This is a genomic window from Candidatus Woesearchaeota archaeon B3_Woes, from assembly GCA_005222965.1.
In the GTDB taxonomy this organism is placed as follows: Archaea; Nanobdellota; Nanobdellia; order Woesearchaeales; family B3-WOES; genus B3-WOES.
In genome coordinates this window covers 583,898-603,892 of record NJBG01000001.1, presented here as the reverse complement: position 1 = coordinate 603,892, position 19,995 = coordinate 583,898, and the positions used below count along the sequence as shown (strand labels likewise).

At 27.9% G+C, this 19,995-nt stretch carries 26 protein-coding genes; 8 read left to right on the top strand and 18 right to left on the bottom strand.

What is annotated here, in order from left to right; translation table 11 throughout:
- Positions 1 to 50: 50 nt before the first annotated feature.
- A complete protein-coding gene (locus CEE44_03220; protein ID TKJ17521.1) occupies positions 51 to 980 on the top strand; it encodes an NAD-dependent dehydratase in 930 nt (309 codons plus the stop codon).
- On the opposite strand, the gene CEE44_03215 is transcribed toward CEE44_03220, so the two are convergent.
- From CEE44_03215 to CEE44_03200, 4 genes are all read right to left on the bottom strand, one after another.
- A complete protein-coding gene (locus tag CEE44_03215; protein ID TKJ17520.1) occupies positions 975 to 2,168 on the bottom strand; it encodes a hypothetical protein in 1,194 nt (397 codons plus the stop codon). The two genes, CEE44_03220 and CEE44_03215, sit on opposite strands and share 6 nt — an antisense overlap.
- Positions 2,169 to 2,229: 61 nt before the next feature.
- Positions 2,230 to 2,481, bottom strand: coding sequence for a hypothetical protein (locus tag CEE44_03210; GenBank protein TKJ17519.1), 252 nt, complete (start codon positions 2,479 to 2,481; stop codon positions 2,230 to 2,232).
- 9 nt (positions 2,482 to 2,490) lie between these two features.
- Positions 2,491 to 2,724, bottom strand: coding sequence for an antitoxin (locus CEE44_03205; protein TKJ17518.1), 234 nt, complete (start codon positions 2,722 to 2,724; stop codon positions 2,491 to 2,493).
- Positions 2,725 to 2,806: 82 nt separating this feature from the next.
- On the bottom strand, positions 2,807 to 3,085 hold the full coding sequence (locus CEE44_03200) for a hypothetical protein (GenBank protein ID TKJ17517.1): 279 nt from the start codon (positions 3,083 to 3,085) through the stop codon (positions 2,807 to 2,809).
- A gap of 571 nt (positions 3,086 to 3,656) precedes the next feature.
- On the opposite strand from CEE44_03200, the gene cysC reads away from it, so the two are divergent.
- From cysC to CEE44_03170, 6 genes are all read left to right on the top strand, one after another.
- Positions 3,657 to 4,535, top strand: coding sequence for an adenylyl-sulfate kinase (cysC, locus tag CEE44_03195; GenBank protein ID TKJ17516.1), 879 nt, complete (start codon positions 3,657 to 3,659; stop codon positions 4,533 to 4,535).
- Positions 4,536 to 4,600: 65 nt separating this feature from the next.
- Positions 4,601 to 5,728: a dolichol-P-glucose synthetase gene (locus CEE44_03190; GenBank protein ID TKJ17515.1), complete on the top strand. Its 1,128-nt coding sequence runs from the start codon at positions 4,601 to 4,603 to the stop codon at positions 5,726 to 5,728.
- Positions 5,729 to 5,868: 140 nt separating this feature from the next.
- Positions 5,869 to 6,642 carry a hypothetical protein gene (locus CEE44_03185; protein ID TKJ17514.1) on the top strand — a complete coding sequence of 258 codons (774 nt, stop codon included), beginning with the start codon at positions 5,869 to 5,871 and terminating at the stop codon, positions 6,640 to 6,642.
- The gene (locus tag CEE44_03180) at positions 6,639 to 7,397 is read left to right on the top strand and encodes a hypothetical protein (GenBank protein TKJ17513.1); all 759 of its coding nucleotides are present in this window, start codon (positions 6,639 to 6,641) and stop codon (positions 7,395 to 7,397) included. Before CEE44_03185 ends, CEE44_03180 begins: the two co-directional genes overlap by 4 nt.
- Positions 7,398 to 7,401: 4 nt before the next feature.
- The gene (locus CEE44_03175) at positions 7,402 to 8,454 is read left to right on the top strand and encodes a hypothetical protein (GenBank protein ID TKJ17512.1); all 1,053 of its coding nucleotides are present in this window, start codon (positions 7,402 to 7,404) and stop codon (positions 8,452 to 8,454) included.
- Positions 8,444 to 9,430, top strand: coding sequence for a hypothetical protein (locus tag CEE44_03170; protein TKJ17511.1), 987 nt, complete (start codon positions 8,444 to 8,446; stop codon positions 9,428 to 9,430). Before CEE44_03175 ends, CEE44_03170 begins: the two co-directional genes overlap by 11 nt.
- 14 nt (positions 9,431 to 9,444) lie before the next feature.
- Here CEE44_03170 and CEE44_03165 read toward each other — a convergent pair whose 3' ends face one another.
- The 5 genes from CEE44_03165 to CEE44_03145 all read right to left on the bottom strand — a co-directional run bounded on the left by CEE44_03165 (position 9,445) and on the right by CEE44_03145 (position 15,521).
- Positions 9,445 to 10,257, bottom strand: coding sequence for a hypothetical protein (locus CEE44_03165; GenBank protein TKJ17510.1), 813 nt, complete (start codon positions 10,255 to 10,257; stop codon positions 9,445 to 9,447).
- A gap of 2 nt (positions 10,258 to 10,259) precedes the next feature.
- A complete protein-coding gene (locus tag CEE44_03160) occupies positions 10,260 to 11,534 on the bottom strand; it encodes a hypothetical protein (protein TKJ17509.1) in 1,275 nt (424 codons plus the stop codon).
- 21 nt (positions 11,535 to 11,555) lie between these two features.
- Complete coding sequence (locus CEE44_03155) at positions 11,556 to 12,788, bottom strand: hypothetical protein (GenBank protein TKJ17508.1); 1,233 nt, start codon at positions 12,786 to 12,788, stop codon at positions 11,556 to 11,558.
- A 1-nt stretch (position 12,789) separates the two neighbouring features.
- Positions 12,790 to 13,872 (bottom strand): mannosyl transferase, encoded by a 1,083-nt coding sequence (locus tag CEE44_03150; protein ID TKJ17507.1) that lies wholly within the window; start codon positions 13,870 to 13,872, stop codon positions 12,790 to 12,792.
- An 83-nt stretch (positions 13,873 to 13,955) separates the two neighbouring features.
- Positions 13,956 to 15,521 carry a hypothetical protein gene (locus CEE44_03145; protein ID TKJ17506.1) on the bottom strand — a complete coding sequence of 522 codons (1,566 nt, stop codon included), beginning with the start codon at positions 15,519 to 15,521 and terminating at the stop codon, positions 13,956 to 13,958.
- 148 nt (positions 15,522 to 15,669) lie between these two features.
- Here CEE44_03145 and CEE44_03140 point away from each other — a divergent pair, with 148 nt between their 5' ends.
- A complete protein-coding gene (locus tag CEE44_03140; protein ID TKJ17505.1) occupies positions 15,670 to 15,936 on the top strand; it encodes a hypothetical protein in 267 nt (88 codons plus the stop codon).
- Between the two features lie 53 nt (positions 15,937 to 15,989).
- On the opposite strand, the gene CEE44_03135 is transcribed toward CEE44_03140, so the two are convergent.
- From CEE44_03135 to CEE44_03095, 9 genes are all read right to left on the bottom strand, one after another.
- Complete coding sequence (locus tag CEE44_03135; protein ID TKJ17504.1) at positions 15,990 to 16,334, bottom strand: hypothetical protein; 345 nt, start codon at positions 16,332 to 16,334, stop codon at positions 15,990 to 15,992.
- Position 16,335: 1 nt separating this feature from the next.
- Positions 16,336 to 16,527 (bottom strand): hypothetical protein, encoded by a 192-nt coding sequence (locus CEE44_03130; GenBank protein ID TKJ17503.1) that lies wholly within the window; start codon positions 16,525 to 16,527, stop codon positions 16,336 to 16,338.
- 45 nt (positions 16,528 to 16,572) lie between these two features.
- On the bottom strand, positions 16,573 to 17,673 hold the full coding sequence (locus CEE44_03125) for a hypothetical protein (protein ID TKJ17502.1): 1,101 nt from the start codon (positions 17,671 to 17,673) through the stop codon (positions 16,573 to 16,575).
- A 317-nt stretch (positions 17,674 to 17,990) separates the two neighbouring features.
- Positions 17,991 to 18,248, bottom strand: a complete 258-nt coding sequence (locus CEE44_03120) for a hypothetical protein (GenBank protein ID TKJ17501.1) — start codon at positions 18,246 to 18,248, stop codon at positions 17,991 to 17,993.
- Between the two features lie 4 nt (positions 18,249 to 18,252).
- Positions 18,253 to 18,504: a hypothetical protein gene (locus CEE44_03115; GenBank protein TKJ17500.1), complete on the bottom strand. Its 252-nt coding sequence runs from the start codon at positions 18,502 to 18,504 to the stop codon at positions 18,253 to 18,255.
- Positions 18,505 to 18,629: 125 nt separating this feature from the next.
- The gene (locus tag CEE44_03110; protein TKJ17499.1) at positions 18,630 to 18,857 is read right to left on the bottom strand and encodes a hypothetical protein; all 228 of its coding nucleotides are present in this window, start codon (positions 18,855 to 18,857) and stop codon (positions 18,630 to 18,632) included.
- Complete coding sequence (locus tag CEE44_03105) at positions 18,858 to 19,061, bottom strand: hypothetical protein (GenBank protein ID TKJ17498.1); 204 nt, start codon at positions 19,059 to 19,061, stop codon at positions 18,858 to 18,860.
- Between the two features lie 267 nt (positions 19,062 to 19,328).
- Positions 19,329 to 19,556 carry a hypothetical protein gene (locus CEE44_03100; GenBank protein TKJ17497.1) on the bottom strand — a complete coding sequence of 76 codons (228 nt, stop codon included), beginning with the start codon at positions 19,554 to 19,556 and terminating at the stop codon, positions 19,329 to 19,331.
- Positions 19,549 to 19,761: a hypothetical protein gene (locus tag CEE44_03095; protein ID TKJ17496.1), complete on the bottom strand. Its 213-nt coding sequence runs from the start codon at positions 19,759 to 19,761 to the stop codon at positions 19,549 to 19,551. The genes CEE44_03100 and CEE44_03095 overlap by 8 nt, the downstream gene beginning before the upstream one ends.
- Positions 19,762 to 19,995 lie beyond the last annotated feature (234 nt).

Sequence of the window (19,995 nt, the reverse complement as noted above, 5' to 3'; positions counted from 1 at the left end):
TAATTTTATAAAATATATAGTTTTATATATAAAATAAGGTGCATCATTATATGGTAAGGGTATTAGTAACAGGAGGAGCGGGATTTATCGGGAGTCACCTATGCAAATACCTGTTAGATAAAGGAGAAGAAGTTATTTGTATGGACAATTTTTTTACAGGAAGTAAAACAAACATAAAACCATTTCTCAAAAATCTAAATTTTGAAGAAATTAGACATGATATAACACAAAAAATACATTTAGAGGTAGATCAGATATACAATTTAGCATGCCCTGCATCACCTATTCATTATCAATTGGATCCAATAAAAACCATATTGACTAGCACTATTGGAATACATAATATGTTAGAATTAGCTAAAATATCTAAAGCAAGAATTTTACAAGCATCAACTTCTGAAATTTATGGAGATCCAAAACAACATCCTCAAAAAGAGAGTTATTGGGGAAATGTAAATCCTATTGGGGTTAGGAGTTGTTATGATGAAGGTAAAAGAGTAGCAGAAACATTTATGATGGATTATCATAGAGAAAATAAAGTTGATATAAGAATTGTTAGGATTTTTAATACATATGGCCCAAATATGGCAATAAATGATGGAAGGGTTATTTCTAATTTTATCATTCAGGCTTTAAAAAACAAACCAATAACTATTTATGGGAATGGTTCACAAACAAGAAGTTTTTGTTATGTGACTGATTTAATTGAAGGAATGTACAAAATGATGAATCAAAAAGATTTTATTGGTCCTGTTAATCTTGGAAATCCAAATGAAATTACCATTTTAGATTTAGCTAAACAGATAATAAAGTTAACAAATTCCAAATCAAAGATAATCTATAAAGAATTACCAAAAGATGACCCAACACAAAGACAGCCAGATATAAGCTTAGCAAAGAAAAAATTAGAATGGAAACCAAATGTAAAATTAGGAAGAGGTTTAAAAGAAACAATAAATTATTTTAAAAATATTTTATAAAACTTCATTTATTTCTTGTTTTAGTCTGTTCTCAAAGTCAATGACTCTTTCTCCTTCTTGTTTTTCTGCTGATAAAAAGTTTATTAAATCTTTTGTTAGTTTTTCTTCATCTAAGCTTATTTTTGTCTGGCCTAAATGCTCTTTTATTAATTTGTCTTCTATTTCATCTACTGATGTTGCTTGTATTTTTATTTCTTCAAATTCTTTTGTTTGAAGTTTTGATGTGTTTTTTAGAATGAAATAAGCTGATTTGTCATACAATTTTTTAAAGATTGATTTAAAATTAATATCTGATATTTTTCCTGAGCTTAGTGTTCCTTGAATTCTTATTGTTATTATTGTGTTGTTGAATTCGTGATTTTTTGTTTGTTCTTCTATCTCTTTTTGTATGTGCTCTGGTGATTTATTATTAGCATCAATATTTATTGAGTATACATTGTATATTTGGGTTGGAATCCATTCTATATTGTTATCTTCAATTATATAGAACCCCCCTTTTTGGAGTTTTTCTAATTCTTTAAAATTATTAGGGAACAAAGGTCCAGGATAAGTTATTAAACCGTAATTCTCTTCTTGTTTTTTAAAGACAAAGTGTGGATGGCCCCCTGCATAGTAATTGAAATTTCTTGGTAATAAACTCAGGGGTTGTGCATCTATATTTTCCATATCTTTTGGTTTAAATTCTGATAATAAAGAGTGGAAAACAAATATTTTATAACCTTTTTCTTTTTCCAAAGGTTCTTTGTTTAAGGATTCATAATAGGATTTTTCCAGCATTCCTTTTCTTCCTAATAATCCTGTTATTTTTGTTCCTGTTTTCTTATCTATTGTAAATTTTAGATTTAATTTATTATCAATTACATCTCCTTTTACTACATTTGTTAATAGTCCTGCATTTTCTAAAACATCTAGCATTGTTTTTCCAGAAGAAGAAAAATCATGAGAGCCTGCAACAATATAGACTGGAATGTCTTTGTCTTTTAATTGTTTTAGTTTTTTTGTTATTTTTTTTAGATGAGTTATAGAAGGTAAAGATGTGTTGAATAAATCCCCTGCTATCACAATAAAATCTACTTTTTTTTCTATACATTCGTCTATTGCTTTTGTGAATGCTTTTGTTGAAGCATTATTCAGTTTTGGATCTCTCCAGCTTCCAATATGACAGTCTGCTAAATGTGCAAATTTCATTTTTCGCCCCTATTGATAGTATTGTGTTTTTGTTTATATTATTTTGGTTTTTAGAAAAAGTTTAAATTTTATAGACTTCTTTATGGTGTTTGTATTTTTCAATTATAACTGTTTTGGTTTTTTCATTTATAGAATAAATAAGAACATAGTTACCTATATGTATTCTCCAAAAATTTTGAAGTGGTTTAAAACGATAAGGGTTTTCTTTTATCTCCTTTATTTTTTTACTAATATAAATTGAACTTACCTTATCTTTTTTAGAGAGTTTTTTAAGAACTTTTTCAACCTCTTTTCTTATTTCAAGATTATACATTTTTTAGAATTAATTTAGACCAAAATGTTTGTCCCAATCTTTTACTTTTGCAGTTTCTTCTTTTTGAGCTTCTAAAAGCTCTTTAATAAATTCTGGTCTAAGTTCTGGTTCTAACATTTCTTTACCGTATAAATTCAAAATCAGATTAATAGCAGCACTCTTATCTCTTAAATTTTCTTTAGCTTTCACTATGTTTAAGATTCTGTTTGCACTTTCTTCAATATTAACTATCGCTTTTACCATTTTAACACCAAATTAACTTCATATTAATATGGTATACATACTCCTTTATAAATGCTTCTAAAAATAAACTAGAAAAAATAATTTATTGTTTAGTTCCGGTTTGTTGTATACAGTCAACTGCAATTAGATTCATTGTTTGATTGTTTTCTAATCTTAAAGTAACTTCTTGACATGTTGAAGCTAATTGCGCCATTTGGATTACTGTTTGTTGGGCTCCTTGTTGGGTTCCTTGTTGGAAAATTTCAAATTGTTTTTGTTGTTGTGCAGTATTGTATTTTATAACTACTATATAACCAATGGCTATAACTAAAGCTATTGCTAAAATAACCATTGTTTTTTTTGTTTTCTCTTCTTGTCTCATTTTTTATCACCTTTTTAATTAATATTTATTCTATATATTGTGCAGTTTCTGCAATACTCTCTTCTATTTTTTCCCAAGTCCACTCTTGTTGCTGGAAAGAAACAATCTCATTTGGGCTTGGTGCTATATTATATTGATCATATAAATCAACACATCTTGCTACGAATGTGCTATCTGTTCCTGCTGTGAGCAAAGTAAATGCCTGATATTTGTTAAAACCAAATGAGCCATACTTTTGTTCTGCCGCATTTAGTTCTTTTATATGATTATCAAATGTATTGTTAGGTACATCTTTAATACAACCAGAAAAAATTATAGGTATACTTATGCTGTTACAATCTGGACTAATCCTTTCATTTTTTATTCCCCCATCACCTCTAAATAAAGAGTGGTTGGATTATATTTAAATGTTTTGTTGTTCATAATAGGGATTACATAGATTTAAATAATGGTTTTATAATGTTCTTTTTATGAGGGGGGATATTGAATTTAGTTTGGTTTTGCCTTGTTTGATGGAATCAAAGAAGTTTGATACAAAAGCATTTATAAAAAAGATAAGAGAATAATTAGAATGAAATATAAAGATAATAAAAGATATGCTTTATTCATAGGGAGGTGGCAGCCTTTTCATAATGGGCATAAATACCTAATAGACAAAGCCATCTCAGATGGTAAGGATATATGTATTGCAATTCGACAAACAGAACTTTCGCAAAAAAATCCATATACAGTAAAACAGCGCATTGAGATAATAAGAAGGGTTTACGGAGACAAAGTAAAAGTCATATCTATTCCTGATATAGAAAGCATAAACATTGGAAGAAATGTTGGGTATGATATAAACAAAATCGATCCCCCCAGCACCATACTTGAGATATCAGGAACAAACGTGAGGAACAAAAAAGAAAATCGTGTTCCAAAGGAAGTTACAGATTATATCAAATCGTTAAGGACAACAATATGGTTTACAGGGTTACCTTGTTCTGGTAAGACCACTCTCGCAAAAAAATTGAAAGAGGAGTTATACAACAGAGGTTATGCTACTGTTCACCTTGATGGTGATGATGTGCGTGGAAAGCTTAATGAAGATTTAGGATTTTCATACAAAGATAGACGAGAAAATCTAAGAAGGATTGCGCATGTTGCAAGGCTTTTTAATGAAAACGACAATCTTGTGGTCTCTTCCTTTATATCTCCCACTAATGAGTTAAGAAGTATGGTTAAGGGGATAATAGAAAATATTAGTTTAGTGTATGTTAAATGTAGTTTAGAAACATGCGAAAAAAGAGACAAAAAAGGAATGTATAAAAAGGCGCGTAAAGGGGAAATTAAAAATTTTACAGGAGTATCTGACTTATTTGAAGAGCCGAAAGCAGATGTTATTGTAGATACAGAACATAATGATGTTAAAACATGTGTAGGAAAGATATTAAATGAATTGAATCTTTAAATTTATCCTTCTGGTAAATGTGATTATCCCATAAATTTAAATAATAATTTGATAATATTCTTTTTATGGGTGTTGATATTGAATTTAGCTTGGTTTTGCCTTGTTTGAATGAAGAAAAAACTATTGGAATTTGTATAGAAAAAGCAAAAAAGGTTTTTTCTCAATTAAAGGTTAGTTATGAAATAATAGTTGTTGATAATGGTTGTAAAGATAATTCTGCTAGTATTGCTAAAAAACTTGGCGCTAAAGTTGTTGTTGAACCAAAACAAGGTTATGGAAATGCATATCTAAAAGGATTTTCTGTAACAAAAGGTAATAGAATAATAATGGTTGATAGTGATAATACTTATGATTTGTATGAATTGCCTAAGTTAATCCAATATTCTAAAAAATATGATTTAGTTCTTGGAAAAAGAACTTATTTTCATAAAAAAGCCATGCCTTGGTTACATAGAACAATTGGTAATCCTTTGCTTTCTTTTATCTTTAGATTATTTTTTAAAGCAAAAATTAAGGATGTTCACTCTGGTTTTAGGATTATTAAAAAAACAGCTTTTGAAAAGCTTGAACTAAATACTGGTGGAATGGAATTTGCTTCTGAAATGTTGATGAAGGCAGTAAAACAAAAAATTAAGGTTAAAGAGGTCCTTATAAATTATTATAAACGAATAGGAAAAAGTAAATTAAGTAGTTTTAATGATGGGTGGAAGCATCTAAGATTCATGTTATTACATACCCCTTCTTATTTATTTTTTATACCTGGTTTTTTAATATTTTTTGTTGGGATTTTAGGGGTTCTTTTTTTAAGTACAGGGGATATAATGATCAATAATTTTAGATTAGGTATCCATACTGCAATCTTGTGCAGTTTATTGGCTATTTTGGGTTTTCAATTAATTTTTTTGACATTATTTGCTAAAATATATTTATTTGCAGTTTTAAAAGAAAAATCTCTTTTGATTGAAAGGTTTATTCAATATTTAACATTAGAAAAGGGTCTTTTTTTTGGTAGTTTAATATTTTTAATAGGTTTATTGATTAGTGGGAATATTTTTATAAGATGGTTATTGACTGGTTTTAGTGGGTTTTTCCAGCCAGGAAGGGTTATATTAGCATCAACTATTTTAATAATAGGTATACAAATAATTTTTAATGTGTTTTATTTGAGTATTTTGGGAATTGAAAAGAAATAATTTAAAATGTTTTTAGTAAATTTAATGATCTTAATAACAAAAAAGAATATTGTATCTGGTTTTTATAATTTCAGTGAATTGTATTTATATACTAAAATAAAGTTATTTATTCAGAAAAAATATTTATAATATGGGGAGATATGATGAAGATAAGAATAAGTTGGCATAAATTAAAAAGTATTTTAGGCTTGAGTTTACAATTAGCAAAAGCAGGCTTTAAATTGAGAAATGAAGGAAGTTATCTAGGAATTTTATGGTATTTGTTAGATCCTCTTCTTATGTTTGTTATTCTTTTAAGTATAAGAAATATTGTTGGAGTAGATATAGAAAATTACCCTCTTTATTTGTTACTTGGATTAATCATGTTTAACTTTTTTAGAAAAACCACTAGTGAATCTACAGGAGTTATGATTGGTAATGCTGGATTAATAAAATCAGTAAATATTAATCATGAAGTCTTTGTTGTTTCAACTGTCTTTAAAAATATTTTTTCTCATTTTTTTGAAATACTTCTTTTAATACTTCTTTTAATTTTATTTAATATCTCACCAATAAATGTAATTTTTTACCCCTTAATTTTTGCCTTTTTTTCTTTTTTTGTCTTGGGTGTTTCATTTGTAGTATCCACTATTGGAACTTATTTCGTTGATTTTGCAAGATTTTGGAATGTTGTTACAAGAGTATTGTGGTTTGCGACACCAATTTTCTATGGTGCTAATTTAGATTTACCATTTAATTTTAATTCCTTAAATCCAATGTATTATTTTATAAAGATAGCAAGAAAAATAATAATTTATAATCAAATTCCTAGATTATGGATGATATTTGGAGCAATATTATTTAGTTTTATATTATTTTTTTTCGGAATGTTTATTTTTGAAAAATATAAACATAAATTTGCTGAATTAGTATGATGAAACAAAAAATGGAAGAGATAATAATCAAGAATTTATCAAAGAAATTTAGAATTGGTTTTAAGAAAGAACAAAGTGTTTTATCATATTTTATCTCCTTTTTTTCAGGAATAGAACCTAAGAAAGAATTTTGGGCATTAAAAGGCATCTCTTTTAGCGTAAACTCAAGAGAAAATATTGGAATTATTGGAAAAAACGGTTCTGGAAAAACCGTCCTTCTTAAAACTATTATGGGAATTTATAATTTAGATAAAGGAGAAATAAAAACTAATGGAAATATTGTTATATTATCTGGAGTAGGATTAAGATCAAGATTAACTTTAATGGATAATATTTATTTAGTTAGTTCTATTTTGGGTCTTAGTCAAAAAGATATTAAAAGAAAATTTAATTCAATTGTAGAATTTGCAGGTCTTCAGGATTTTGTGAATACAAAAATATATCAATTTTCTTCTGGCATGAGAAAGAGAATTGCCTTTTCTATTATCATACATTACATAGAGCATTATAAACCAGATATTCTTCTATTAGATGAAATTTTTGCAGGAGGAGATGAGGAATTTAAAAATAAAAGTTTAAAAAAACTGGAAGAATTGATGGGAAAAGGAACAACTTTTATTTTAGTGGGTCATAACCTGAAACTTATTGAGAAATATTGTGATAGGGTTATATGGCTTGACAAAGGCAAGATTATAAAAGACGGAAAGCCAAAAGAAGTTATTGAGGCATATGTGAAATTTATTAAACGGGGTTAACATTATGTCAAAAGAGCCATTATACATATTTATACATGTCCAGAAATGTGCCGGAACTACAATAAGAAAACACATAGAAATTAACTTGAAAAAAGACAACTATTTGCTTCTCACTATAAGGGGAAAGCCGGTCTTTGAAAGGACCAAAGAAAACACCGAGAACTATTTGAGATCATTAAACAAAAAACAGAAGGACAAAATAAAAATAATATTTGGCCATGGAGCATACTATAACTTACACAAATTCTTTCCAGACAGAAAGGCAAGATACATAACATTTCTTAGGAACCCTGTAGACAGAACAATATCACAGTACAACTTCAACCGGCAATTTTTGAAACAAAAGATTGAAGAAGATATTAGAAAGCTTAAAAATAAACTTAATCCTGAAGAGTTTAAAATCATTAAAAAAGTGAAGTTAGATATTCATAGACAGAAGAACAAGGAACTTATAAAAAATGGAAGAGTATTAAACTTCAAAAAATGGTTCCTGGCAAACACATATCTAACAGAAGAATTCATATATAAATTCTTTAGTATCCATATATTAAACATACCACTTAGTACTCATATGTTTTATCTATCACTAAGCAAGAGAATACAAAAAAAAGACATAAATAAAAAAAACTTAGAAAAAATAAAAAAAACACTCAATAAATTCTACTTTATAGGGTTGACAGAAAATCCTAAAGATTTTCTATACCTCTACCTCCTACTAGGAATCAGCAAATTCTCGGAAAATAAGAATATCTCTAAAAAATACTTCAATCCAAAAAACAAAGAAAAAATAGAAAGGTTCATACTAACAAAGAACAAGTACGATTTAGAACTATACAATCACGCAAAAAAACTAAATAAACAACACAAAAAACAAAACCCAAAATACAAACTGATAACAACAATCATGGCAACAAAGGGAACACTATACAACATAAAGACACAAACACTATCAAAAATACAACAAACAACACAACTACTATTCAAAATATCATCAAAATTAAAGAAAAAATCAAAAACATACAACAAACTGATTAAAACAATGAAAAATGAAAAATGAAAAACCACTATACATATTTCTTCATATCATGAAATGTGCTGGCACCACTATAAGATTTCATAAGAAGGAAAATCTTGATAAGGATGAATTTCTTCTACTTTATTATAATGAAGAACCAATCTTTGAAAAGAATAAGGGGAACATTAATAAATATATTAGTTCTTTAACGGAAGAGCAAAAAAACAAAATAAGAATAATATTTGGACACATAGCTTTTTACGGCCTTCATAGGCTTTTTCATAACAGGGATTGCAGGTACGTTACTTTCATTAGAGAACCCACCAATAGAACTATCTCCCATTACAACTGGGATTTGATGCGCTATTATAATGGTGAGATGTCAAAAAGGAGAGGGTCTGAACTTTTTCCCAAAGGAAGAAAGGATTTGTCTTTTACATCGTGGTTCAATAATTGGATAGAGGAAGACAGAAAGAACAATTTGAAAATGAATAATTATATTTTCAGGTATTTATTCTTCTTCTTTATTAATGACAAATTTAAACATAGAGATATTAATGAACAAAATCTTGAAAGAATAAAGAATCTTATTGACAAATTCTGGTTTGTGGGCATTACTGAAAATCCTGAGGACTTCTTATTCTTCTATAATAAGATTGGAAGTGGAAGATTCCTGAGAAATTTCAATGTGTCTACAAAATATTTGGGAAAAAAAGAGGTTGAAAAAGCCAAAATATTAATTTCTAAAGATTTGGAATTTGACAGAAAGATTTATAATTATTGTTTAAAACAGAATAGAAAATTCAAGAAAAATCATAAATTTTTTTTCTTAATAGTGCTTATTATGAGAATTAAAAAATTCTTTTGTTTTCATTTGAAACTACAGGATTTTCCTTCATTTATTACTTCAAAATTTTATGATTTGAAATTATTTAGGCTTTCTTCAAATCTCAAGAAGCATTCAATAACTTACTCCAAATTTGTTAAATGGGTAAAAAGAAAACCAGGGTTGAAATAATAGAATATCCCTACTCATAAAAAACCAAACCTCCTAAATAAACCCGTAGACAAGCCAAACCTCCTATCTAAAGGGAAAACATGTAAACGATCAAAAGACCAAAAAAAAACCCTGGGAGAAGAATATGAATTGATAATGCTCTCAACCAAAGCAAAATCCCAATTCCTACGATGAAGTATCTTAACTTTCCAATTAACAAAACCACATTTTGCTCTAAAATCATATTCTTTTGTCAGCGTTACAAATCTTATTTTACTATTATAAAGAACTTTATTAAAATTTAATGCGTCTGGAATGCCTTTCTCCTTCCACTTAATTTTATTTTCTAGACTTTTCAAACCAGACTTTAATCTAATATACCCCCTCTTCTTATCAAGATTATATAATCTCAGCCACTCGGAAAATAGTTTTTTAATTTTTAGGGATTTTTTAAATAAGATTATTCCTGTATCTATCAACACAAAACTTTCGGGAGTTCCTATAATACTAGATTTGTTTTTCGTTGGAACGTGTGCAACTGCAATGTCAAACCTGTTGAGCAAATCAAACAACTCAGAAACATCATCACAAATGTAAGTATCTGTATCTAAAAATAAAGTTAAATCATAAGGAGATTTATACATGTATCTTACTTTATCTTCAAAACCAAAAACAGGATTCTTTATTTTCAGTATTTTATCAAAATAAGAAGATTTTACATCTAAATCAGAAAATAAAGTTACAGGTAAATCAGGCATGTGTTTCTTTAGACTAGCTGCAGAAACTAAAACCTCGTTAATGTATTTTTCTCCTGTTGCAATATAAATTACCCCTCTTGTCTTTTTCATTTTTATTGAACCAGAGAATCCCTTATTTCTTCTGTCATTTTTTTAATAAAAACTTCAACATCAAATTTTCGTGCTTGCCTCAAACATGCATTTTTATACTTCTCAGGATTCTTGTTTATCTTCTCTACTGCTCTTATTATTTTATCCTCATTTATATTATTTATTAATATTCCGGTTTTTTCATTAATAATTGTTTCTTTACACCCCCCTTCGTTTGGAGCTATCACTGGCTTACCAGAAGCCATTGCTTCAACAGGAGCCATTCCAAAATCCTCTTTTTTTGCTGTGAATACCATTCCCTTGCATTCACTTAATTTTTTAATTAATTTATCTTCATTAATAACTCCTAAGAATTTCACATTATTGGGTTTTATTTTTTTAAGAAATTCATAATATTTTTGATTTTGTATATGGCCAATAATATAAAGTTTTTCATTAGGCATTTTAGAAAATGCTTTTAATTGTAATTCTACTCTTTTATGGGGATCAATTCTATTTATAGAAATCCAAAAATTTTTATTTTTTTTATAATGAAATTTTTTTGTTTCAATAGGGGGGTGTATAATTATGGATTCTCTTTTATAATACTCTTTAGCATCTTTTTTAATAGTAAGGCTGTTCACTATAATTTTTTGTATATAATTAATCTCCTTTCTGATTTCCTCTTCTTCTGTGAGAGGTTTTATGGCGTATTTTATTAATATTGGATGAGGGGAGATTGCAAATAAAAAACGAATAAGTTCTATTTTTTCTGAGATTTTTCTTGGGATTTTTTTCTTAATGAATTTATTTTTTATTTTATATAAAAATGTCCAACTCTTTCCAAGGAATGAATTATCTATTAAATCTAATTTTGCTTGGACTTGTCTTTTGTTTGGTTTTTCTTCAAATCTTTTTTGTGTTGACAGATATGGTTTTCTAACATTATGGCAATAAAGAATGTTTGGTTTGTTTATCTTTGATGCATACAAGCAGAAATAACCACTAAAGATAAACAAATCATATTTTTTTTTTAAATTTAATTTGGAGAATAAATACTTTCTTACATTATGGTCATGAAAGGGGTATTTTTTATTGATAATGGTTTTAATTTTAATCCCTTTTGGGATTATTTTTTTGGGTTCTTCTGTAAAATTATATGTTATTATATCCACTTCTATACCTTTTTTAGAAAGTCCTTTAGCAAGTATTGCAACTAATTTTTCTCCTCCACCACACAAGGAAAAATCATCATGTATGATGGCTATTCTTAAATTTTTCTTGGGATTTTTATTCATTTTTTATATCCAAAATTTATTTTATGTTTTCATACTTACCTTTTTGTAATAATCTATCATTTCTTTTGTTATTTTTTCATTACTGAAAAATTTAGCTCTATTTTTAGCCCTTTTTCCTACTATATCTAAATCTTTTCTCTTCAGACATATAAGAATTTTATTTGCGAGAGCTTTTGCGTTGTTGGGCTTTACCAGAAATCCGTATTTTTCATCCTCGAGTATTTGCTCTTCAAAACCGCTTCCGCTCGTAGCCAAGACAGGCTTTCCCAAAGCCATTGATTCCAGACAGGTGAAGCCGAAAGCTTCCCATGTAGATGGAAGTACCACCAATTTTGCATTTTTTATGATAGGATTCAGGTTTTTGTGAGGAAGGTGTTTGATGAACATAATGTTCTTTGCAAACGGCTTGTTTTTTCCACGTATATGCCTCTTCGCATCAAAGTGTTTTATTAGGCGGCTGTGTTTTGTTTCAACATGGTGATTTCCGACAAATACCATTTTTAGATTGGGATGCTTTGAAAAAACCTTTGGCAGAGCACGTGCAAGAAGTCGCATACCTTTTCTTTCCTCTAACCTTCCAAAGTAAAGGATGTAATCCTGTTTTGTTATCCTTTTCTTGGAAATAGATTCATACTTTGAGATGTCAATACCATAATAAGTAACGTCAATTCTTGAAGGATCTATGTTAAAGAAATTAGAGGATCTTTTCTTCAGAGAAAAGCTATCTGCATTCAAGGCGTCACTCTTTTTAATTTGTAATCTTTCAAGGAAATACACAATTTTTTTGTCTAAGGTAACCTGTTCTTTGTTAAGTAGTGCAACCATGGTCCATGAAGTATGCATTCTGGTTATAAACCTGACGCGACTACACAGGGGAAAGAACACACCTAAACCAGCTGTGTCATCGCATTCAACAACATCAAAGGGTTTTCTTTTGTGAAGTTTCTTAAACTTTCGATAAATCCTCCATCCAATGGTTAAGTTTACGGTGGTGTGGTAAAAGTATTTATCAATAATTCTAGAAGGAGGAAAGATTTTTAATAAAAGAGGGTGAAAGAACACCACCCCTGAACAGACCCTGTGAATATGAATGCCCTTATACACATAATCAGTAATTTTTTTCCCGGTGCAGCATATAATGTGAACTTCATGACCATTTTTAACAAGCTCAAGCGACAGATTTTTTAAATAGGTCTCTATACCGCCATAGGAGGATTCAATAAAATCGGTGTGTATGACAAAGCAGATATTCATTTTATGTAGCCATCTGTTCTTTTATTTTTTTAATGAAAATTTTTGTATCAAATTTCTTTGCCTGTTTTAAACAAGTATTTTTATATTTTTTAGGGTTTTTGCTTACTTCTTGGATAGACTTGATTAATTTATCAACACTGATATCGTCTATTAACTTTCCAGTAACTCCATCAACAACGGTTTCTTTATATCCCCCTTCATTTGGAGCAATAACTGGTTTTCCAGAAGCCATTGCTTCAACAGGAGCCATTCCAAAATCTTCATCTTTGGATGTTGTAATAAAACCCTTACAATTAGCATAGAGATTTATCAATTGATTAGAACCAATCCCATTTAGCAAAGTAATGTTCTTTGGCTTAATTTTTTTTATATAATTTGCATATGCAGTAAAATGTCTTGATTTTTCATAACAGCCAACAACGATTAGTTTTTCATCAAGCAGTTTTGCAAAAGCTTTTATTTGCATATCTGCTCTTTTATGTGTAATGAGTCTATTAACGCTTAACCAGTAACCTCCTGTCTTTTTATAATGAAATTTAGAAGTCTCAATTGGCGGGTTTATCACAACAGCAGCCCTATTCAGATATTTCTTAACCCTTTTTTGGGTGTTCTTTGAGTTGCAAGTTATCTTGTCAACATGTTTGACATACTTCCTGTTAAGGTAACGATTGTATTTTACCCAAATATCAAAAATAGGTCTTAGGATTAAAGGGACACTGTGTTGTCTAGTGTATTCATACAAATCCCATATCTCTCTTATAGGTGAATGGACATACCATAAATTTGGTTTATTCTTGACTGCTCCAGATATTGCCCAATCCCCATCTATGATAAAAAAATCATATTTTTCTTTTAGATCGAGTTTTCTGAACTTATACAACGCAAACTGTTGTTTGAATGGAGCATTTATAGGAATTTTTCCAATGCTTTTTATTCTAATGTTTTTGAAACCCATATTTTCTATAGCTTTTCTATTGATATTTGTTGTGATTATGTCAGCATCTAATTCCCCTGCAAGAGTCAAGGTCACTTTTTCAGCACCCCCTATGTTATCCATATAATTATGGAATATTGCTATTTTCATTTCTGTTTAAGTGAACGTCTTTATTAACTAAAGTTTGGTTTTTTTCTAAATCTTTAGTAATGATTTTGTATTATATTTCGTTTTTAAGTTTTTTGGTAAACAAAACTTCCTTTGTTTTGATAAATCAATTTCACTTCATCGCAATTGATTTTTGTTTTAGTTAGAATAAGACTTATGTTATTTTTTTTGATTAAGTTTATTTTATTATTACAATCTTTTTTCATAAAATTCAAATAAAAATCGCTGTCTCTCCCATTTAGATTTGCATCCATGGCAGCAATTACATAATTTCCACTAATTGGATAGATTGTGGTTGATATAAAAGGTGGTGCTAAAACAATTTTATTATTATCAAAATTATTATCAATAAAATTGATAGAATCGTAATCATATAAATCTGATGAATGGTATAACGATGTATTTTCAGTTTGGTTATAATATCCATGGAACATAATTAAAAAAACAAAAAGACCTAATGTAAAGAAAGTTTCGTTTGATAATTCTTTTATAAATTCAAAATCAAGTTTATTCCTCCATTTATAAATAATATTGCATATATAATAAAAACCAATTCCTGATAATGTTGCCATTCCTATAAAAATATAAAAAACTGCTCTTGGATATGGAATGAATAATGTAATTTTATATATTAAGTATAAATAAAGATTGATTAAAAGAGGGATTAACCATAATAAAAATATTTTATTATATTTGATATATGTTTGCCATATGCCTATTAAAGCAAAAATTAGAGGTATAACACCATATAAAATCATCATATCATAGGTAATTTCTGGAAGGGTCCATAATTGATTAAAAACTAATTGGTTCCATTTAATAAAACTTTGGGAGAGCATTATTGATGCTACTATAAGTAAAAAAATGAAAATTGTTGTGTTCTTTTTGAATGTTTTTGTTTCGTGCTTATTTGATTTTTTAAATAAATAATAAATTTTATTAAAAGAATCTTTATTTAAAAGAAGATACAAAGATGTTATTAAAAAAATGAGTATAGTTGAGAGTGGATAAATAAAAAATGAAACAAGGAGGGTGCCTAATAGAGCCAATAAACTTTTTTTGTCTGGTTTTTCTAAAAACATGAATAATAAAATAAAAAAAGCATAAATAAATATTAAAGAAAAGGTTAAAGGTATAAAAAACCAATTGCCTAAAAAATTTACATTGTTTTTTAAAAGAGCGAAGAATAGTAAAGAAAACAAAGCAATATAAAAGTTTTTGGTTATATGTCTCACAAAAACAAAAATTAGAAAGGAATTTATTATAATGAGGAACATAGGTAAAAGACCAAAATTCTCAATCCAGTTAATTTTTGTGAATAAAAATAGTTCTGCTAAAAAAACATGAAATCCTGTTTCTAGGTTTTCATGTTTTTCTTTATCAATAAAATATGGGTTAACAAAGGGGAGTTCTTTATTCTCTATTAAATATTTTGCTTGTGCAATATGATTCCATTCGTCATTATGATAGGGGAAGGGATAATTTGTTTTTTCTGTTGGTTTTATTATTAAAAGAGCATTTGGATCTATATAATGAATAGTATTATTGTAATGAACCTTGTATAATAGGATAGATATAAAAAGCAGTGCTACTATAAGCAAAATTATTTGGTGTGACGAAAGTTTTTTCATAATATAAAAATATAAGTTACAATATATAAATTTAATGGATGAAAACGGCTGTGTTCAAAAAGTCTTAGCAAATAAGCGCAATGTTTATAAAATAAAAAGAAAAGAGTACTATATTCAAGTTTATATAATGGAATAACTTTGATGTTATATGTGTGTTGTAATAAAAATGATAATATTTGATATAATTGGGCTTGTTTTATTGGTTGTGGTTCCTGGTTATTTTCTAGTTTCAATATTATTTAAAAAGATTGATTTGTTGGAGAAAATTGCATTGTCTGTTGCTTTTAGTTTGTCTATTAATATATTAATTGGATTGGTGTTGGGATTTTTAAAAATGTTTAATAAGACAAACCTCTGGATATCATCTTTGGTTGTAACTGGTTTGTTATTTTTAGTATATTATTTAAAAAAATAGTAAATTCATATTTTCTTTTTTATTATAATATTAGTTTGTTTGGTTTTGTGATTCTATTTAAATTCTTCAGTACCTATTGTTTTAAGAATATGTTTGATTTTATCTATTGTTTCTTGTTGATGTTTTTTATCAGACATCCTAACAAACCTTAAAAGCAAATCTACAAGGTTTTCTTCATCAAAATATTTTAATTTAAACCCATCTGTGATAAAATAGAAACGAAAATTTTTGTATTTTAGTTCTTTAATTACAAGTCCACCAACATTTCCTAAAAGTTTTCCTTTTCTAGGGTTATTTTTTAAACTATGGATAATATCAAGAATTTTATTTGCTTCTGTTTTACTGAATTTCTTCTTTATTTCAAGCACAAGAGATTTTAGAATTTCTATCTTAGCCATCTTACTTGTTAATAATTTTTCTTGCTTCTTCCAGTGTTACTGTATTTTTAGAAGACATGAGAAATTCTCTTAACTGTTCTTTAACTGCAAGTTTGTATATCCTTTTAATTATATCCTCATAAGTATCTTCTTTAGTACCGAAGGAACTAACTAATTCTTTTGTACACTTGCTTAATTGAATTGTTGATGGCATTCTATAGGTACTATAGTGGCTATAGTATATAAACTTTTTGGTTTTTTATGGCTTTTCATAAACAGCACGCAAAGGAAAGAATTCATAGTAGTTCTTTTCATCAAACCACGCACATTTAAATGATTTTAGATCTAATTTTAGTTTTGATGCTAATGCTAAGGCATATATTGTCAGTTGTTCTATGGGTTTTGTTTTAGCTGCGTCTGGCTTATAATCTAGAATATGGATAAGATTGTTTCTAATTTGTAATATGTCTATGTGCCCTGTGATTGGGGTTTGTTGGTTTTCTAATGGCAGAGTGAATTTTCTGCTTAGAAAATAAGTTATGTCATCATTTGTTAAGTAGATAGGGACTTCTGCTGCTATTGTTGTTGAATCGTTGATTAGCATGAAGGTTTGTACTGCTTCATGTCTTTGTTTATTGTTTTTTGCCAGATTGAGAGCCAATGATGCTAATTTGTTGGCTAGGTTATTTTTTGAGATGTGTGTTATTTTAAGATGTGAGAATTTTAATTGTGATGCTCTTTGTTCTGATCTATTTTTAATATTATCAATTTGAGCAATTGATGTATTTGAACTTTTCTTTTCTTTGTGTTCTTTGAATATGTGGTGAGGAAATTTTTTTGTTGGAATTTTTTCCAGGTATTGTTTTATTGGTTTTTGGAATTTTGAGTGATTTGAGAATTTATTATTGTATTTGTTTTGGAATAACAAATCTAGTTTTGCTTTGTGAATTTGGAATTTATAAGGTAAATTGTTGTGTAAGAATGTGTGTTTTTCTATTATTTCTTCTTTTGTGTAAAGTTTTGATGCTTCTTTTCTTAGTTTGTTAAATATTGTGATGTTTTTGTATTCATTTATCCAGTTAGAGATTGTTTTTTGAGAGGGCTTTAGCTTAAACTTCTTAGAAAGAATTTTATTAATATCGTTTTGAGAGTATCCTAAATTATAATAAGATAATGCATTAAGGATGATGTTTATTGGATATGTTTTGTTTTTGGACTGGTCTTTTAATGTAAATATTTTTTTACAAATTTTACACTGGTACTTTTGTAAGTTTTGTGCTTTATTTTTTTGAACACCGTATTTTTTAAGATTCTTTGAGGAACAATTAGGACAATTTATTTTGTTAATTTCTGGTTGCATATATTAAATTTGTTTTTTTTTGTTATTTAAATCTTTTTGTTTTAGCAACATAATTCTACTAAAAAAACAACAAAATATTACTAGTAGTTTAGCAACATTATTTTACTAAGAATTTGTATGTTGATTGGATGAGATGGGTGGATTGGGGGGTTTCAGGACCTTTGTTAATTAAACTAAAAAACTAAAAGGTGTGTTGTTTATCTTAAATTTGATTAAGCATATCACACCACGTGTATGAGTTGTCTTGCGAGCAGAGTTGTTGTTTGATAAGTTGGTTTTGGAGTATATATTATTCATACATAATTTATTCACATTACTTAATCTCTATAAACTCTTTTTCTATGGTCAAATTTTAATAAAATAACCTCATCTTCTCTTACAGCATAAACTAATCTGAATGGTTTAATATAGAGTGACCGTTCACCTCTTTTATATTTCAAAGGTTTTCCAACATTGGGATTTTCTAAGATTTTTAATATTTGTTTCCCTAGCTTTTTGAGACTGAATTCATCTAGTTGTTTGGTCTGTTTGATAAATTTTGGAGAACGAGTTATTTTCTTTATTTCGTCAGACATTCTCTTACCAAGATTCTAGTTCCTTAAGAAACTCTTTTTTATTCATGGTTACTCCCTTACCATCATCTATACCTTTCCAAATCTTATCAAGTTCTTTCATTTCTTCCATTTCTTCCTTAGTGAGTCCTTCTACTTCTTTTAAAATTATAAGTTCTCCTTTTTTAATTACTTTAAATGCGCTACCAACTTCTAAACCTTTTCTCATAGATTCAGGTATTACAATTTGTCCTTTTGTGCTCAGTTTTGTTATTTCCATAAAATAAGATTATCTTACTTATATATAAATGTTTCTATAGTGATGGAACAAAAAACATATTTTTATAATACACTGATGTAATAAAAATAAATGCGAGTTTTATCTCTTTGTAATTTAAAAATAAGTTATAATAATTTCAAAAACTGTTCTCGAGAAATCTGTACATCTTTTCTAAGGATTTTATTTAATAATCCTCTATCAATTTTTTCTCCGGGATGATTTGGAACAACAGTTGTTCTTCCATCTATATGTTTGAGAAATATATGGCTTCCAGATTGCCTCATAATCTTAAATCCCATTTTTACAAGAATCTTAATTAATTCGTTAGCACTTATTAAAGGAAGTTTTGACATCTAAACCTCTAATTTTTGTACACCAATAAACTTATCTTTAAATTCGCTTCCCTGTTCTGTTAAATAAAGAGAAATAGCTTCTTTTGTTCTTTCAAGAAGTTCATTCATATTTTTTGCTTGTGTATGACATCCTGGAAGCTCAACTACTTCAGATATCAAATATCCATCTTCTCCTTTTTCTATAATCATATTAAAGCCTGTCATGATACTTTTTTAATCTTTGGAATTATTTAAATCTTTCGGAAATTTTTCAAATTTCCGAAGCATAGAATAATATTTGACATTTCTTATGTTTCTCTTTTTAAAAAGAAATCTTGGTCTAATCTTCAGCACATTATATTTATATGTTTTTGTTTTAGCAACATAATTCTACTAAAAAAACAATCTAATATTACTAGTAATTTGGCAACCTGATTTTACTAAGAAGTTGTATGTTGATTGGCTGAGATGGGTGAATTGAGTAGATAGAATTTATCTTACTAATCTTAAAAATTCTTCTCTTGTTAAACCTGCTTGTCTTATTATTGCTCTTAACGTTCCTTTGGATAATTCTTTGTGATTGGGAATAGTTAGTCTTCTATGAGGTTCTTTTTCGTGTCTAAGAATTAAATGAGAACCTGTTTGGTGGTCAATCCTATATCCTAATTTAGAAAGCGCTTTTACAGCTTTCAATCCAGAAATAACAGGTAGTTTAGGCATTTATTTCAATTGTATCTTCCCTTATAGAAGGGGGTATTGCTTCATTATGTTTTTTTAAGCTTTGGACATAACCTTTCATAGCATCTTTGATGTTTTTTACGGCTTCTGCTCTTGATTTTCCCTGAGAAACACATCCAGGTAATGATGGACATTCAACTACAAAAATACCATCTTCGTCTTGTTCCATAATTATTCTAAATTTCATCTTGTTCTGTTATAACTTTAGATAGTTTTAGTATATTTAAAATTATTGGTTTTTTAAATGTATAATAGCAGACTAAAATAATTTATCAATAAATCCGCTATGATATCTGGAAAACACAACTATTTTGCTCAATTATTTGTGTTTTCTATTATAAATTGTTTTATCAACATAATTCTACTAAAAAAACAATCTAATATTACTAGTAATTTAACAACCTGATTTTACTAAGAATTT